This window comes from Marinobacter koreensis (assembly GCF_023156285.1).
GTDB classification, from domain to species: domain Bacteria; phylum Pseudomonadota; class Gammaproteobacteria; order Pseudomonadales; family Oleiphilaceae; genus Marinobacter; species Marinobacter koreensis.
Genome location: NZ_JAKZAJ010000003.1, coordinates 1 through 16,242, shown reverse-complemented (window position 1 = coordinate 16,242; position 16,242 = coordinate 1). Strand labels below are relative to the sequence as shown.

The 16,242-nt window shown below is 57.8% G+C and carries 13 protein-coding genes; 8 read left to right on the top strand and 5 right to left on the bottom strand.

Translation table 11 applies throughout. The features are described 5' to 3' along the window. Nucleotides 1-11 precede the first annotated feature (11 nt). From MLD04_RS08325 to smrA, 5 genes are all read right to left on the bottom strand, one after another. The gene (locus MLD04_RS08325) at nucleotides 12-1,010 is read right to left on the bottom strand and encodes an XdhC family protein (RefSeq protein ID WP_248156908.1); all 999 of its coding nucleotides are present in this window, start codon (nucleotides 1,008-1,010) and stop codon (nucleotides 12-14) included. Beyond that, nucleotides 1,003-3,207: a xanthine dehydrogenase family protein molybdopterin-binding subunit gene (locus tag MLD04_RS08320; protein ID WP_248156907.1), complete on the bottom strand. Its 2,205-nt coding sequence runs from the start codon at nucleotides 3,205-3,207 to the stop codon at nucleotides 1,003-1,005. The genes MLD04_RS08325 and MLD04_RS08320 overlap by 8 nt, the downstream gene beginning before the upstream one ends. Before the next feature lies 1 nt (nucleotide 3,208). Next, entirely contained in the window at nucleotides 3,209-3,688 is a 480-nt protein-coding gene (locus MLD04_RS08315; protein ID WP_248156905.1) for a (2Fe-2S)-binding protein, read from the bottom strand. Nucleotides 3,689-3,769: 81 nt separating this feature from the next. Then, entirely contained in the window at nucleotides 3,770-3,967 is a 198-nt protein-coding gene (locus tag MLD04_RS08310) for a hypothetical protein (RefSeq protein ID WP_248156903.1), read from the bottom strand. 45 nt (nucleotides 3,968-4,012) lie between these two features. Then, a complete protein-coding gene (gene smrA / locus MLD04_RS08305; protein WP_248156901.1) occupies nucleotides 4,013-4,594 on the bottom strand; it encodes a DNA endonuclease SmrA in 582 nt (193 codons plus the stop codon). Nucleotides 4,595-4,762: 168 nt separating this feature from the next. Between smrA and MLD04_RS08300 the strand changes: the two genes are divergently transcribed. From MLD04_RS08300 to MLD04_RS08265, 8 genes are all read left to right on the top strand, one after another. Further along, entirely contained in the window at nucleotides 4,763-6,676 is a 1,914-nt protein-coding gene (locus tag MLD04_RS08300) for a putative nucleotidyltransferase substrate binding domain-containing protein (protein ID WP_248156899.1), read from the top strand. 12 nt (nucleotides 6,677-6,688) lie between these two features. After that, entirely contained in the window at nucleotides 6,689-7,390 is a 702-nt protein-coding gene (locus tag MLD04_RS08295) for a 3'-5' exonuclease (RefSeq protein WP_248156897.1), read from the top strand. A 209-nt stretch (nucleotides 7,391-7,599) separates the two neighbouring features. Further along, nucleotides 7,600-7,863 (top strand): DUF4212 domain-containing protein, encoded by a 264-nt coding sequence (locus tag MLD04_RS08290; RefSeq protein ID WP_248156895.1) that lies wholly within the window; start codon nucleotides 7,600-7,602, stop codon nucleotides 7,861-7,863. A 6-nt stretch (nucleotides 7,864-7,869) separates the two neighbouring features. Next, the gene (locus MLD04_RS08285) at nucleotides 7,870-9,636 is read left to right on the top strand and encodes a sodium:solute symporter family protein (protein ID WP_248156893.1); all 1,767 of its coding nucleotides are present in this window, start codon (nucleotides 7,870-7,872) and stop codon (nucleotides 9,634-9,636) included. Nucleotides 9,637-9,733: 97 nt separating this feature from the next. Beyond that, nucleotides 9,734-10,240, top strand: a complete 507-nt coding sequence (locus tag MLD04_RS08280; protein ID WP_248156891.1) for a hypothetical protein — start codon at nucleotides 9,734-9,736, stop codon at nucleotides 10,238-10,240. 45 nt (nucleotides 10,241-10,285) lie between these two features. Further along, a complete protein-coding gene (locus MLD04_RS08275) occupies nucleotides 10,286-13,804 on the top strand; it encodes a hybrid sensor histidine kinase/response regulator (protein ID WP_248156889.1) in 3,519 nt (1,172 codons plus the stop codon). After that, on the top strand, nucleotides 13,801-15,438 hold the full coding sequence (locus tag MLD04_RS08270; RefSeq protein ID WP_248156887.1) for a tetratricopeptide repeat-containing response regulator: 1,638 nt from the start codon (nucleotides 13,801-13,803) through the stop codon (nucleotides 15,436-15,438). Before MLD04_RS08275 ends, MLD04_RS08270 begins: the two co-directional genes overlap by 4 nt. Next, on the top strand, nucleotides 15,435-16,115 hold the full coding sequence (locus tag MLD04_RS08265) for a sensor histidine kinase (protein ID WP_248156885.1): 681 nt from the start codon (nucleotides 15,435-15,437) through the stop codon (nucleotides 16,113-16,115). Before MLD04_RS08270 ends, MLD04_RS08265 begins: the two co-directional genes overlap by 4 nt. Nucleotides 16,116-16,242: the final 127 nt, after the last annotated feature.

The window sequence follows — 16,242 nt, the reverse complement described above, 5'->3', positions numbered from 1 at the left end:
GTTTGCGGCCATTATAGGCCGGCTTGAGCAACCCGCAAATCATGTCTTGCGGCGATCAGGTCCGCCACGATGGAAATTGCGATTTCGGCCGGCGTCTTGCTGGGAATATCAACACCAATAGGCGCCCGGAGACGGGCCAGACGATCGTCCTCCAGCCCCAGAGACGCAAGGCGCTCCCGACGCGCATCGGAGGTCCTTCGGGAGCCCATCGCGCCCACGTAGAACGCTGGTGAATGAAGCGCCGCCAGCAGACCCATATCGTCGATGCGGGGATCGTGCGCAAGCGCGAGAATGCCGCACCAGGGATCCTGGTAGGACTCGGCCACCAGATCGTCCGGCAGGCGCCGGCTCAGTGGAATGTGGGGGTAATTCCAACCATCCGCGAAGGTATCACGGGGTTCACAGAGGGTGACCTCAAAGCCGGCAGCCGAGGCAAATTCGGACACATGCCGTGCGACCTCCCCGGCACCAATCAGCAGCAAACGGCATTCGGGCTGGAGCGTGTGACGAACCACTGATCCATCGAACTCGACACCGTTGCGGGACTTTGCATCCGCTGACCTTGCCTGAGTATTTCCGTGATCAACCCACACTTCCCGGACGACGGGCTTTCGATCCTCGAGGGAACGACAGACCTCGTCAATATGAGCGGCCGATCGTTCCGCAGTAAGCGGCTCCACCAACAGGCGAATCCGTCCACCACAGGGCAACTGGAAATGATCGCGATCATCGTCGGTTATGCCGTAGTCAACCACTTTGGGGCTGTCGTCTTCATCATCCGAGGCGCGCCGCAGCAGGTCTTCCTCCAGGCAACCTCCGGAGACCGACCCCCGCCAGCGTCCCGACTCCGAAACCGCCAGCCAGGAACCGGCTGGGCGCGGTGATGATCCCCAGGTTTCGATAATTGTACACAGCCACACCCGCTCTCCTTCCGCCAGCCAGTTGCGAACGGAGGCAAGAACCGACCTCTGGTCATTCATGGTCATCAGGAGCGGCGTGGAATCAGGCATCGGCTTTCAACGGCAGGGTTCGTTGGCGTTTGCCCGTCAGCGCAAAGAGTGCGTTGCCAAGCGCAGGAATCACCGGCGGCACGCCCGGCTCACCCACGCCGGTAGGCTCCGCCCGGCTATCAACAATATCCACCGCCACCTCGGGTTTGTCGTACTGGCGAAGCAGTTGATAGTTGTGGAAATTGCTTTGCTGCACCTCACCCTGCTCAAGGGTAATCTCGCCATAGAGCGCGGCGGTCAGGCCAAACAGGATGCCGCCCTCGATCTGATCCGAAACGATTCGCGGGTTGATCACCTGCCCGCAATCAACCGCGGCCGACACCCGATACACCCGAATCGCCCCATTCTCGATACCAGCCTCAACCACCTGGGCCACGTAGGTACCGAAGCTTCGAACCACGGCAATACCTCGGGCCCTGCCGTCAGGCACGTCACTGTCCCAGTTGCCGAGCCGGGCAGCACGGTCCAGTACCGCCAGGTACCGCGGTTCCTGCGCCAGCATCCGGCGGCGGAAGCGATAGGGGTCGTCTCCGGCCTGGTGGGCCAGCTCATCCATAAAGGTTTCCACTGCAAAGCCGTTATGGGAATAGCCGACCGACCGCCAATAACTGATTGGCACACCGGGATCGGTATGGGTATGCCGGATATCGATGTTAGCGACCTGGTAAGGGTATTCCACCGCGCCTTCGATGGCCGAGGTGTCCTTGGGGGTGGCTAAGCCCTCGGCCCAGACACCTACCGTACCCAACGTGTCGTAGAGAAACTTAGGCGTCCAGGGGAACTGTGCCGGACCGGCATTTCGGACATACCAGTTCAGAATCTGAGGACCCACGATCTGATGGTGCCAGCCGGTCACGTCCTTCTGCTTCAGGCTCGCTTTCATACGATGAAGCATCGCCGGGCGGTAGAGATCGTGCTGGGTATCCTCCTCCCGCGACCAGATCAGCTTGACCGGGCGGTCGGTCCGGAACGCGATGGCGGCCACTTCTTCGATATAGTCCTGGGTCAGCCGCCGGCCAAAGCCGCCGCCGAGAAACGTCGTGTTGACAGTGACATCCTCGGGTGACAGGTCCGTCACCCTCGCCACCGCAATACGCGCCAGGTCCGGTCCCTGTGTGGGCGCCCAGACTTCCATCCGGTCACCCCGATACCAGGCGGTTGCATTCATCGGCTCCAGGGTGGCATGGGCCAGGTATGGCTGTTGGTATTCCGCCTCGACCACCTGATCTGCCGACGCCTCGGCCTCGCCGTAATCGCCCTCACTCCGTTCCGACTCGCCCTCCTCGTCTTTCGCGGCCCTGGAATACGAATCGAAAACGTCTGCTGTGGAAAGCCCCAGCGCCTCACTGTAATCCCAGTCGACCTTCAAGGCAGCCTGTGCTTTACGGGCACGCCAATACTTGTCGGCGACCACGGCAATCCCGCGTTCGATTTCAAAGACATCAAGAACACCGGGCATGGCCCTGACGCTGTCGGCATTGAATTCCCGGGCCTTGCCGCCGTATCGGGGTGACCGGGTCACCACAGCGTGCACCATCCCGGGCAGCTCCACATCGATGCCATAGATGGGTGCTCCGGTACTCTTCAACTCGGCGTCCAGCCGGTGGTTCTGTTTGCCGATGTATTTCCATTGATCCCGTGGTTTGAGCGCTACGTCGCCACGAATGACTTCTTTTGAGGCCAGCTCCACCAGCTTGCCGTAAGGCATGGAGTCGATGCCGTTGGGATGCACAACCCGGCCTTCCTGCGTCGAGCAATTGATGGCCTCGACATTCCAGACCCGGGCCGCGGCCATCACCAGCATTTGCCGGGCAGAGGCCCCTGCGGTACGTAAGGGTTCCCAACTCGTGGCAACACTGGTACTGCCTCCGGTGAGTTGCAGGTTGTAGAGCGGATTGCGGTATTCATCGGCCACGGGAGCAAAACGCTGCTCGATCGTTTCCGGCGGCACATCCAGTTCTTCGGCAATAAGGGTGGTCAGTCCCGTATAGGTTCCCTGCCCCATTTCGACGCGAGCCAGGGTAAAGAAGATCCTGTCGTCCCGGGTCAGCTCCAGCCAGGCATCCGGGCGCCATTGTCCGGTTTCTTCCTGATAGCCGGTTGGCAGGCCGGCACACCCGGGCAGGGAAAGCGATATCAGAAGGCTGCCGGAAGCGCCGGCACTGGCTTTCAGAAAATCACGGCGATTCAGGCTCATATCAGGCGCCCTCCGTTTGCGAGGACGCGCTGGCCGCAACAGACTCTACGGCCTCAATGATTCGGGTGTAGGTCCCACAGCGGCACAGGTTGCCGGTCATGGCCGCTACGATTTCGTCCCTCGACGGAGCCGGGTTATTGGCAAGCAGATACGCGGCACTCATGATCTGTCCGGACTGGCAATAACCACACTGGGGCACTCCGTGCTCAATCCAGGCATGCTGGAGGGCATGCGTCGTATCTCCGCCGCCAAGCCCTTCGATGGTAACCACTTCGTCCCCGGCCACTGCACTGACCGGAATCGAGCAGGATCGGGTCGCCTCGCCGTTGACATTCACGGTACAGGCACCGCAAAGCCCGACGCCACAACCGAACTTGGTACCCTTGAGCCCCAATTCGTCCCTCAATACCCACAGCAAAGGTGTGTCGCCTTCGACATCGAGAGAATGGCGCATACCATTCACCATCAGACTCACAGCCATTTTCTGTTCTCTCCCGGTTTCAATCGCCGTTGCCCGACGCTCGTTATTGTTATTCGACGCACCCCCGGTCAGGGGTGCCTTTTATTTGATGATTTCCTTTCCATCCTTGTTAACCCAGATCTTCCGGTCACCGGAATCCATCTGGCCATTGCTGTCCCAGACTTCACGATCCTTGGACGCATTTTCGAGCTTACCGTTGTCATTCCAGATCACCCGATCCTGACACCCGGCCAGAACGAGAACCGACATCAGCACCAAACTGAATTTCTTCACTGCCATACCTCCAAAACCGTTAATGAATAAGAATGTGGGTAAGTGTTTCTGTTAACGACTTCCGTGGATCTCACGATTGTGCTGCTTGTCCCGTTCGCTTTTTCTTACCATGACATAAACAGCACCTGTGCCTCCATGGTGTTTCTGGGCCGAATGAAAGGCGAGAACATCATCAAGTTCGGGCAACCATTTGGCCAGATAGCTTTTCAGCTGGGCGATACCGTCAGGATTCCTCTCCCCCTTGCCGTGAAGAATGATCACCGAACGGAGACCATACCGCACGCAGTCGCCAATAAACCGGTACACCTCTCGCCTGGCCTCCTCAACCGTCATGCGGTGAAGATCAAGCCGGGCCTCAATCGGATACTGGCCGAGGCGGAGCTTACGAAACACACCATGCTGAATGCCTGGTCGTTGCCAGCTCAGAATGTCATGGGCCGTCAGCGGCTCAACCATGTCGGACGTCAGAGGATTGGTATCCTTGAGTGGCGTGGCCACCGCAGCACGCTGCCGCTCGACATGCCCGGGCGTCAGCTGGCGGGGCGTTGCCACGTCAGCCCGGTTCGCTTTTCGTATGCGCCTGACGTCCTTCATTTCTTCCAGGAAGGCCAGGCGCTCTTCTTTACTGGTCATGGAACATTTCGGATCTGATTTGATGGATGTCAGAACTTTACCACCGGGCCGGCCTACCATAAAGAAAGCCAGCCACTACAACTCGCCTGCGACCAAAATCGTAAGGTTGCACCCGGTGGCCTGCACTACACTCAGACGGATAACAACAACGACCACATGGATCCAGACATGGCAGCAAACGTGGACAGTCAACGCCCCCAGAATACGCGCGCGATCATGGGCTTCCTTCGTGAGCACGCCCCCTTTTCGAGCATGGATGACACCCACCTGGCTCACTTTGCCGAACATGCCACCCTCCGCTTTTTCGCGGACGGGGATGTCGTGCTGTCGCCGGACGATGGCATGGTTAAACGATTTTACGTCGTCAAGCAGGGACGGATTCGTGGTGAACGCCATAATGAGAAAGAGGATCGAACCGAAACCACATTCGAGATCAGTCAGGGTGAATGCTTCCCCCTGGCGGCGTTGATCGGTGAACGCCCTACCCGAACCCTGCACCGGGCCACCGGTGACACGTTCTGCCTGAGTATCGAGCAGGACGCGTTCATCACTCTGTTCTCAGAAAGTGACCCGTTCCGGGATTTCTGCCTCCGGGGCGTCAGCAGCCTTCTCGACCAGGTCAACCAGCGTATCCAGTCCAATGCCATGGCATCCATAGGTTCCAGCAATTCGCTGGATACCCCGCTGGAGCGATATGCCCTGCGCAACCCCATTGTGTGCTCGCCGGACCTTCCTGTGCGCAAGGCCGTTGCGCGTATGCATGAAAACAATGTCGGCAGCATTATCATCACCGACGACAACCGGCACCCGACCGGCATATTCACCCTTCGGGACTTGCGCACAATGATTGCAGAGGAGAAAGGGCCTCTCGACACGCCGATCCGACAGGTCATGACTCCGGATCCGTGCCGCCTGTCGGCCCAATCCGATGCGTTCGAGGCCGCGATGCTGATGGCCGAACATCACTTTGCGCACCTGTGTGTCGTCGATGAGGATCAGCGCCTGATTGGCGTGGTCTCCGAGCGGGACCTGTTCTCGCTGCAACGGGTGGACCTGGTTAACCTGGCGCGTACGATCGGCACCGCAACCCACTTACGCACGCTGATCAGCCTCCGCTCCCAGGTCTCCCGGCTGGTGGATACCATGCTGGCCCACGGTGCCGACTCCGGCCAGGTGGTGAAAATCATCACCACACTGAACGACGTGACCGTTCGCCGCGTGCTCGAGCTGAATCTCAAGAAGAATGACCCGGGCATCCCTTTCACCTGGCTGACCTTCGGCTCCGAAGGTCGACAGGAACAGACCCTGTTGACCGACCAGGACAATGGCATCCTGTTCCGGACGCCCGAGGGAATGACCGAAGAACAGGTTCGCGAAAAGCTTCTACCCTTCGCTCAGACCGTCAACCAGGAGCTGGCCGAGTGCGGCTTTACGTTGTGCAAGGGCAACATCATGGCGAGCAACCCCAAACTCTGCCTGAGCGACCGGGAATGGGACGACTGGTTTATACGGTTCATTGATGCCTCGACACCCCAGAACCTGGTCTATTCATCCATCTTCCTGGATATGCGGGCCGTTTTCGGCCCCACCGAACCCTTGCACGAACTGCTGGACAAGGTTCTGACCCGAATTCGCAAGAACGCACTGTTCCAGAAAATGCTCGCCGGTAACGCATTCCAGCGAAAACCTCCGCTGACCATGTTCCGAAACTTCCGGTACGTGAACGACGGCAAGAAGCACGCCCTGGACCTCAAGCGACAGGGGCTCGCGCCATTCGTCGAGTCGGTGCGCGTATTTGCCCTGGCCAATGGCGTCGAAACCGCCAACACGCTCGAACGTATGGAGGAGCTTTCCCGCAAAGGGGTTTTCGACGCCAAAGATGCAAACGCCTGGAAAGAGGCCTACAGCCTCATTCAGGCCATCCGCATGCGCGCGCACCAGGAGATGCTGGATCGTGGCGAGGAGTTGACGAACTACATCAATCCGGACGACCTGAACCCGCTGGATCGCCGAATTCTCCGGGAATCGTTCCGACAGGCCCAGCGTCTCCAGCAGAAGCTGGAAGTCACCTATCAACTGTGAGTTGTCCCAGGCATGCTCGAATACATCAGACACTGGCTTGAAAAACGACGGGGCCTGAAGGATGGCGACTGGGACAACCTGCCTTCCCCAAAGACCGTAGGCGACCAGCTACTCTCCGAGATCCGCCTGATCGTTCTCGACCTTGAAACCACCGGCCTCAACCCCGGACAGGATGAGGTGATCGCCATCGGTGCGGTTGCGATCACCGGGGGCGTCATTCACCTCGACGACCAGTTCGACTTGATTCTGAGACGGCCGGATCTGGATATCAGCGAAACCGTCCTTATCCACGGCATCGGCCCGGAGGCCCTTACCCAGGGCCACGAAACCGAGGACGCACTACTGTACCTGCTGGACTGGATGAACGGCGACCCGATCCTCGCCTATCACTCTGCCTTTGACCAGAAATTCCTGGAAAAGACTCTAAAGCACCAACTCGGCTATGCCCGGAACCATGTCTGGATCGATGTCGCCGACCTGTTACCGGCGTTTTTCCCCAATGCTCAAACCGGTGGCAAGGGGCTGGACCATTGGGCGGATTTCTTCGGGCTGGAGGTCAGCGAACGACACCATGCGGCGGCAGATGCACTGGCGACAGCGGAACTGACTCTGGTAGCCCTCAATCGCGCCAGAAAGGATGGCGTGAAAACCGTGAAGGCGCTTACCGACAAACTTCGATATCACAGGCAACTTCAAAACATGAAGCGCTTTTGAACCAAGCGTAGCCCTGCCCCGGAAAACGGCGATTTGTGCCCCAAATTACTGAGAATTAGACCTTTTGCCAATATCTATAAATTAGTTGCCAAGTAAAGTCGGTAAAGACAACAGTCGGAGAAATACTTATATGAATAATAAATTCTCTATCCGAAAGGTCTCACCAAAAATCCACCCAACCTCCACAACAACAACACAGGAGTGAGCTTATGTCAGGTCATAGCTACGACGCTGAAAAGTACTGGAAGGCGAATCTCCGTCTGATATTCGGGAGCCTGATTGTCTGGGCCCTGGTGTCATACGGATTTGCGATTCTTCTTCGTCCCATGCTGTCCGGTATCGCCGTTGGCGGCACCGACCTTGGGTTCTGGTTTGCCCAGCAGGGCTCGATTCTTACCTTCATCGGTCTGATCTTCTTCTATGCATGGCGCATGAACAAGATCGACGAACAATTCGGCGTGCACGAGGAGTAAGATCGAATGAGCCAGTTTGCAATCAACATCATATTCGTTGGGGGCTCGTTCCTCCTCTACATCGCCATTGCCATCTGGGCCAAAGCGGGAAGCACCAAAGACTTCTACGTGGCCGGTGGCGGCGTTCACCCCATCACCAACGGCGCAGCCATTGGTGCGGACTGGATGTCAGCGGCATCCTTTATTTCCATGGCGGGTCTGATTGCCGCCGGCGGCTATTCCAACTCCACCTTCCTGATGGGCTGGACCGGTGGCTACGTGCTGCTCGCGATGCTGCTGGCCCCGTACCTCCGCAAGTTCGGTAAATTTACCGTTCCGGAGTTCATCGGGGACCGTTTCTACAGCAAGAATGCTCGCCTGGTCGCGGTTATCTGTCTGATCGTTGCGTCAGTGACCTACGTTATCGGCCAGATGGCGGGTGCAGGTGTCGCCTTCTCCCGCTTCCTGGAAGTTGACTCCACCATGGGTCTGATCATCGCTGCGGTCGTGGTATTCGTGTACGCCGTTCTCGGCGGCATGAAGGGCATCACCTATACCCAAGTGGCCCAGTACTGCGTACTGATTGTGGCTTACACCATCCCGGCCGTGTTCATCTCCATGCAACTGACTGGCAACCCGATCCCGGGTCTTGGCCTGTTCTCCACCCACGTGGATTCCGGCATGCCGCTGCTGACCAAGCTGAACCAGATCATCACCGATCTCGGTTTCAACTCATATACAGCAGATGTGGACAATAAACTGAACATGGTTCTGTTCACACTGACCCTGATGATCGGTACTGCCGGTCTGCCGCACGTTATCATCCGGTTCTTCACCGTTCCCAAGGTTGCCGATGCTCGCTGGTCTGCTGGCTGGGCTCTGGTCTTCATCGCCCTGCTGTACCTGACCGCACCGGCCGTTGCTTCCATGGCGCGTCTGAACCTGATGACCACTATCTATCCGGAAGGCACCCAGGCCGCCCCGATCAAATACGATGATCGTCCGAACTGGGTCAAAGAGTGGGAAATCACGGGTCTGATCAAGTTCACCGACAAGAACGGCGATGGCCGCATCCAGCTGTACAACGACACACCTGCGTTCCAGGACCAGGCTGAGGCCCGTGGCTGGAAAGGTAACGAGCTGGTGGTGAACCGGGACATTCTGGTACTGGCTAACCCCGAAATCGCCAACCTCCCCGGCTGGGTTATCGGTCTGATTGCAGCCGGTGGTCTTGCAGCGGCGCTGTCCACGGCGGCGGGGCTGTTGCTGGCGATATCCTCTGCGGTCAGTCACGACCTGATCAAAGGTTCCATTAATCCGGACATCTCGGAGAAAGGCGAGTTGATGGCAGCACGGGTCTCCATGGCCGTTGCTATCGTCGTCGCGACCTATCTGGGCGCCAACCCGCCGGGCTTCGCGGCCCAGGTTGTGGCACTGGCCTTCGGTATCGCGGCCGCGTCGCTGTTCCCGGTACTGATGATGGGTATCTTCTCCAAGCGCATCAACAACAAGGGTGCGGTTGCGGGTATGCTGACCGGTCTTGCCTTCACACTGTGCTACATCTTCGTGTACAAAGGCTGGCTGTTCATTCCGGGTACCAACAACCTGCCGGATAACGCAGCGAACTGGGTACTGGGCATCTCCCCGCTTTCCATCGGTGCGATTGGTGCCGTCATCAACTTTGCGGTAGCCTTCCTGGTATCCAACGCAACTGAAGAACCGCCCGTTGAGATTCAGGAACTGGTCGAAAGCGTCCGTTACCCACGTGGTGCCGGCCAAGCTCAAGACCACTAAGCAACAACTCAGCCTGATTCAGTCTCTGAATTGACAGGTTGATACTGAACGGGCTTCCTCTACGAGGGAGCCCGTTCTTTTTTGAGGATATGTAGTTATGTTCTGGAACCTTATTGCCACTGTCTTTTGTGGCCTCGGCGCTGCCGGTATTGCCCTGGGCATTCGCGCAGCGACCCGGAAAAAGGCCCCTCGCTGGCTGATTCCGGCTTTTGCCGGCGCGGGCATGCTCGCCTACCTGATTCACGGTGAGTACACCTGGTACGATCACAAAAAAGAACTCCTTCCGGACGAAGCCGTCATCGTCGATACCGAAAACGACGGGATCATCTGGCGCCCCTGGACCTTTGTCTTCCCGTACGTCACAGCCTTTTCAACGGTCGATCTCAAAAGCATCAGCCGGGATACCGACAATCCTGACATCGTGCGGTTTACTCTGTATCGGTTTGAGCAGAAGGTGACGGATGCCGTGTCCCACCGCGTCCACCTGTTAAACTGTGCAACGGACGAACTGGTCCCGCTCGGCTCGAATGGATCACCGCGGATCGACAACATGAAAGTGCTTGACCAGAGCGATCCGCTGTTGACGACAGTCTGCTCCCATTAATTCAAAACCAACAAAAACCACAGGGATCAGGAAGAACGGCCACTTATGATTAGCGCCTGGCTGCTGGTAGCCATCTCAATCACCTACATTTCCATTCTGTTTGTCATCGCCTGGGCCGGTGACAAACACCCGGGACTGTATCGGCGCCGCCTGGCCCGAACCCACATCTACGCGCTTTCACTGGCCGTTTACTTCACTTCCTGGACCTTTTATGGCGCCGTAGGGCGCGCAACACAGGAGGGCCTGGGTTTTCTGCCCATCTATCTCGGCCCCCTTCTGGTCTTTGTTTTCGGCGCGCCCCTGCTGCGCCGGATCATTTACATCAGTAAGCGCAATAACAGCACCTCTATCGCGGATTTCATCGCTTCGCGATACGGCAAGTCCCAGCTTCTGGCCGCCATGATCGCAACCTTTGCGCTGATCGGCAGCGTGCCGTACATCGCGTTGCAGCTTAAAGCCATCTCCATGGGCTTCAACGTCCTGTCCGATCGCGGCAGTGGTTATGGAGAGCTCAGCTCGGCGGCATGGAACGACTCTGCCTGGTATATCACGCTGGCGTTGGCGGTATTCACCGTCCTGTTCGGCACACGTCATCTTGAATCCACAGAACACCATCGAGGCATGATTCAGGCCGTCGCCTTTGAATCCCTGATCAAGCTCGTGGCCTTCGTCGCCGTTGGACTGTTCGTCGGTTATGGACTGTTCAATGGATTCGGGGATCTCTTCGAGCAGGCACGCAACGCCGAACTCACTGGCATCCTGACCACAGAGCAGCTTGGTACAACGGCCTTCATTACCCAGACACTCGTCGCCATGCTGGCGATCATTTGCTTGCCCCGGCAGTTCCACGTAATGGTCGTCGAGAATACCGATCACAGAGATTTCGAGGTGGCCCGCTGGGCCATGCCGATTTACCTGGTGGTTGCCAGTGCTTTCGTCATCCCGATTGCAGCCGCCGGCCTGCTCTATCCCGAGTCCATGAATGGCAATCCGGACATTCTGATTCTGCAGCTGCCGATCATGGCGGGGAAAGAGTGGCTGGCCGTTCTCGCCTTTCTGGGCGGCGGCTCTGCAGCCGCCGCCATGGTTATCGTCTGTTCGGTAGCCATCGCGACCATGGTGAGCAATGAGATCATCATGCCCGCGCTGCTCAAATTCTTCCGTCCGGGCATGAACCGCCGGAGTGATCTGAGTTATCTGTTGCTGAGCATTCGACGGGTCGCCATCTTCGTCGTTCTGCTTACGGCGTATGGTTTCTACCGCATGGCCGGAGAGGACTACAGTCTGACGGCATTCGGCCTGCTTTCCTTTGCGGCGGCAGCACAATTCGGACCGGCACTGGTCGGTGGTATCGTCTGGCGACAGGGCAACTTCACGGGTGCAGCCTGGGGACTGGCACTGGGCTTCCTGATGTGGTGCTACACGCTCCTCCTGCCAGCCCTTGCCTCCACGGGCTGGGTCGCGGACAACCTCATCAATCAGGGGCTATGGGGCCTCTCCTGGACCCGGCCGACCGCGCTTTTCGGCTCGGACCTGGACCAGACCAGTCACGGTATTATCTGGAGTCTCGGCATCAACACCGTGACCTACATAGTCCTGTCCATGCTGACCCGACAGCGGGTTCGGGAAAAGATCCAGATTGCCTCATTCTTTCATGATCCCCAGCCCCGCCCGGAAACTCCCCATCATCAAAGCTGGCAGGGGGAAGTCCTTACCTCAGACCTGCAGGCGCTGACGGACCGATTCATGGGGGAAGAGCGTTCGGAGACGATTTTCCGCAATTACGAACGCCGAAATGCCATTCGCCTGCACCCACAGCGCCCCGCATCCACCCATTTGATGAAGTACATCGAGCGGCAACTGGCGTCGGTCATCGGTGCATCAACGGCTCGAGTTGTGCTCGAATCGACCCTGACCGGCCGGGACATGCAGATCGAGGATGTGGTCAGTATCGTCGACGAAGCATCACAGGCAATGACGTTCAGTCGGGAACTGCTGCAGTCTGCCATCGAAAACATCAGCCTGGGCGTCTCCGTGGTAAACCACCAGCAGCAACTGGTGGTCTGGAACCATCGCTATCTGGAGCTGTTCAACTATCCCAAGGGCTTCGTTCGCGTTGGCCGCCCGATTGAAGAGCTCATGCGGTATAACCTGACCAATGCCAACCTCTCCGCCCGGCGTATCGACGATATCATCACCGACCGTTGCGACAGCATGAGACTGGGCAAGCCCATGTCCTATGAACGTCAGCGTCCCGATGGCACGGTTGTGCGGATCGACGGTAGCCCGATTCCCGGTGGTGGCTATGTAACCACCTTCCAGGACATCACCGCGATGCGTCGGACCGAACAGGCGCTCAAGGAGACCAACATATACCTGGAGCAGCGCGTCAAGGAACGCACCCAGGAACTGCAGGTCATCAACGAGCAGATGCTCAAGGCAAAATCGGTTGCAGAACAGGCAAACCAGAGTAAAACCCGGTTCCTGGCCTCTGCCAGCCACGATCTGCTTCAGCCCCTCAATGCCGCCCGACTGTTCACATCCGCCCTTGCCGGCAAAGCCGAGGATGGCGAGATGAAGGAGCTCGTGGACCATATCGACAGCTCGCTCGGTGCCGCAGAAGAAATCATCAGTACGCTCCTGGACATCTCCAAACTGGATGCCGGCGCGCTGGAGCCGAATATCGGCGTTTTTCCGGTGGATGATCTTCTGAAGCACCTGGCCACCGATTTTACCGCCATCGCCAAGGAGCAAGGGCTTGAGCTTCATGTCGTGCCCAGCACTGCCTGGGTTCGTTCGGATTCAAAGTTGCTCCGGCGGGTCGTCCAGAACTTCCTGTCCAACGCTATCCGATATACCCCGAGTGGCAAGATTCTTCTCGGATGCAGACGGCTCAAGGGGTATATCAGAATTGAGGTCTGGGACACCGGCCCCGGGATTCCCGAAGACCAGCTCGCCCACATTTTTGAAGAGTTCCGCCGCTTCCAGCAGGGGCGCGACAAGAAGGGCCTGGGGCTTGGGCTTGCGATTGTTGATCGCATCAGCGGCATGTTGAACCACCCGGTCTCCGTACACTCGTCGCAGGGTCGTGGCAGTGTGTTCGGAATTACGGTTCCGGTCGCACCACCGGAACAGGATCGTCAGAGCGTCGCCACTCCAACGGCGGCCTCTCGCCGTGTATCCAGTCTGGGTGGGCTGCATGTGCTCTGTATTGATAACGATCCCACGATTCTGCAGGGTATGGTTGCGCTGCTGAGCAACTGGCAATGTGAGATAACTGCCGCAGAGAGCCTGGAGGATGCCATGGAACAGCTCGCGGGCGGTCGCCCGGATATCATACTGGCGGATTACCAGCTGGACGATAACAAAAATGGCCTGGATGCGATGGACAAACTGAGAGCCAATATCAGCGATGATATTCCCGGCATCCTGATCACCGGATATATGGGGCCGGAAGTTCGCGAGGATGCTATCCAGCGCGGCTATCAAATCCTGTATAAACCGGTCAAACCCGCTGCACTGCGGGCACTGGTCAATAAACTTCTGAAGCAGACACGCTCATGACAGACTCACCGTCTCTTGGAATAAACCGGTTCGGCAAGCTGAGCTTCCTGGTTGTGGATGATTTCGAAAACTTCCGGTTGTCCATGCGCCAGATGCTGAGGAGCTGCGGGGCCGACAAAATCGAACTGGTTGCCCACGCAACCCAGGCCATCCAGTACTGCGCGTACAACCACGTGGACGTGGTGCTGTGCGACTACAATCTCGGCGAAGGAAAAAACGGGCAGCATGTACTGGAGGAATTGAGGCACAAGAAACTTCTGAAACGTTCTTCCCTGTTTTTGATGGTTACCGCGGAAACGTCCAAAGAGATGGTGATGGGCGCTCGGGAGTATCAGCCGGATGGCTACCTCACCAAGCCTATAAACCGGGCAATGCTCGAGAAGCGACTCAGCGCCCTGATCGACCAGCGCAATGCCCTGCTGCCCATCAATCGTGAAATCGACCGGGAGAACTATCCCGAGGCCATTTCCCAGTGCCTTGAGGCTCTGCCGCGGCAACCGCGATACAAAACATGGCTCATGAAAACCCTCGGTGATCTCTACTTTCAGCTAGGGGATCTGGCCCATGCCCTGAAAACCTATGATGACGTTCTGGCCCAGCGTGAGCTCTCCTGGGCAAGGCTTGGGCGTTGCCGTGTGTTGCTGGCGAATCGTAATTACGATGAGGCGGTGGATGCTCTCCGGCAACTTATCGAAAAGCATCCTGACTACATGGAGGCATACGACCTCCTGGCGGAGGGCCTCGAAAAACAGGGCCGCCCCGCCCGGGCCCAGAAAGTCCTGGAACAGGCTGCAGAGCATTCACCCAATGCCATGTTACGCCAGCGGCATCTGGCGGAGCTTGCCGGTGCTAACCAGGATATAGCAATTGCGTCAGAAGCCTGGCGCCAGACAGTTGCCCTGGGCACGCACTCGATTCACGACAGTAGCCAACATTACCTGTCACTCGCCCATACCCTTTCTGAGCTCAGTGAGGGGGAAACTGGCGAAGAAGCCTCCGCCCAGGCCAACGAAGCCCTGGCAGTCCTCTCTCGCATGGAGAAGCGTTTTGAAGAGGACGGACTCCAACTCAGGAGTGACATCGTAAAGTGCCGCGTTCACGCGGGCCAGAATCGCACGAAGGAGGCTGAGGCACTGCTGAGCACTATCCGGAATCAGGTGGACAGTCTGGAACACCTTTCAGCGGACCTTGGGATCGACTACGCACGCACCCTGTTTCGATTGGGACACGACAACGACGCAAAAGCACTACTGGGAAAACTCGCCGAGGATTACGCCGAGGAACCCGAGATTGTGCAACAAATTGAAAACCTGCTGGACGAACCCGTGGGCTTCCGTCAGAAACTGAAAGCGCGCACTCTCAACCGGGACGGGATCAAGGCCTTCGAGTCCGGTGACCTTACGGCCGCTGCAGAGGCTTTTCGAGAAGCGCTGGCCATAGTGCCAGATCACGCCGCGCTGAACCTCAACCTGATCCAGGTACTCATGAAGGAATCCGAGAAGACGCCGGACCGAGCAAAGCTGATCGAACAGTGCCTCGCCTACCTCGATCGTTTGAAAGGCCTGCCGGAACAGCACCGGCAATACCGCCGGTACATCGCTTTGAAAAAGAAACTGGAAGGACTGCAGTCATGAGCGACCAGAACATCGATTTTTCCATGGTTATCGCATCTGCGGTCCATGATATGAAGAATTCCCTGGGGATGCTTCTGAACTCACTCGATGAGCTTCGTACGGAGCATCAGAGCACTCTGGGCGGCTCACCACGGTTCAATACGCTGCAGTACGAAGCTGAGCGGATGCATAACGACCTGGTCCAGCTTCTGGGGATCTACAGACTGGGTGAAAACAACCTGTCTGCACACATCGAGGAACATTTCGTACCGGATTTCCTCGCCGAACACCTGGCCCGACACACCCCGCTGCTGGAGGGGCTTGGAATCCACTGCTCTATCGAGGCTGATGACATCAACGGCTTTTTCGATGATGACCTGCTGACCGGTGTTCTGAACAATACCCTCAATAACGCCATCCGTTACACCAAAAGCGCGATCCGGCTGACGGCACGTCAGGAGGACGGTTATCTCGTGATCGGTGTGGAGGATGACGGTGAGGGCTATCCCGACAATATGCAGCACTCAGGCACGTTGAATTTCAAATCCCTGGATTTCAACAGCGGAAGCACCAGTCTCGGGCTCTTCTTTGCCTCATCCGTCGCCCGGTTGCACGCTGAGGGCGACCGATGCGGATCCATCAAATTGCACAACGGCGGTACCCTGGGCGGCGGCGTGTTCGAAATCTGGCTGCCTTGAGACAACGGAATTACAGGCAATAAAAAACCCCAGCATCGGAGATGCTGGGGTTTGGGTTAGGAGCCTGACGATGACCTACTCTCGCATGGGCCATGCCACACTACCATCGGCGCTGGTCTGTTTCACG

Bases quoted from the DNA above. Each gene is read 5' to 3' on its own strand.
- MLD04_RS08325 (WP_248156908.1), bottom strand. From the start codon at position 1,010: ATGCCTGATTCCACGCCGCTCCTGATGACCATGAATGACCAGAGGTCG.
- MLD04_RS08320 (WP_248156907.1), bottom strand. From the start codon at position 3,207: ATGAGCCTGAATCGCCGTGATTTTCTGAAAGCCAGTGCCGGCGCTTCC.
- MLD04_RS08315 (WP_248156905.1), bottom strand. From the start codon at position 3,688: ATGGCTGTGAGTCTGATGGTGAATGGTATGCGCCATTCTCTCGATGTC.
- MLD04_RS08310 (WP_248156903.1), bottom strand. From the start codon at position 3,967: ATGGCAGTGAAGAAATTCAGTTTGGTGCTGATGTCGGTTCTCGTTCTG.
- smrA (WP_248156901.1), bottom strand. From the start codon at position 4,594: ATGACCAGTAAAGAAGAGCGCCTGGCCTTCCTGGAAGAAATGAAGGAC.
- MLD04_RS08300 (WP_248156899.1), top strand. From the start codon at position 4,763: ATGGCAGCAAACGTGGACAGTCAACGCCCCCAGAATACGCGCGCGATC.
- MLD04_RS08295 (WP_248156897.1), top strand. From the start codon at position 6,689: ATGCTCGAATACATCAGACACTGGCTTGAAAAACGACGGGGCCTGAAG.
- MLD04_RS08290 (WP_248156895.1), top strand. From the start codon at position 7,600: ATGTCAGGTCATAGCTACGACGCTGAAAAGTACTGGAAGGCGAATCTC.
- MLD04_RS08285 (WP_248156893.1), top strand. From the start codon at position 7,870: ATGAGCCAGTTTGCAATCAACATCATATTCGTTGGGGGCTCGTTCCTC.
- MLD04_RS08280 (WP_248156891.1), top strand. From the start codon at position 9,734: ATGTTCTGGAACCTTATTGCCACTGTCTTTTGTGGCCTCGGCGCTGCC.
- MLD04_RS08275 (WP_248156889.1), top strand. From the start codon at position 10,286: ATGATTAGCGCCTGGCTGCTGGTAGCCATCTCAATCACCTACATTTCC.
- MLD04_RS08270 (WP_248156887.1), top strand. From the start codon at position 13,801: ATGACAGACTCACCGTCTCTTGGAATAAACCGGTTCGGCAAGCTGAGC.
- MLD04_RS08265 (WP_248156885.1), top strand. From the start codon at position 15,435: ATGAGCGACCAGAACATCGATTTTTCCATGGTTATCGCATCTGCGGTC.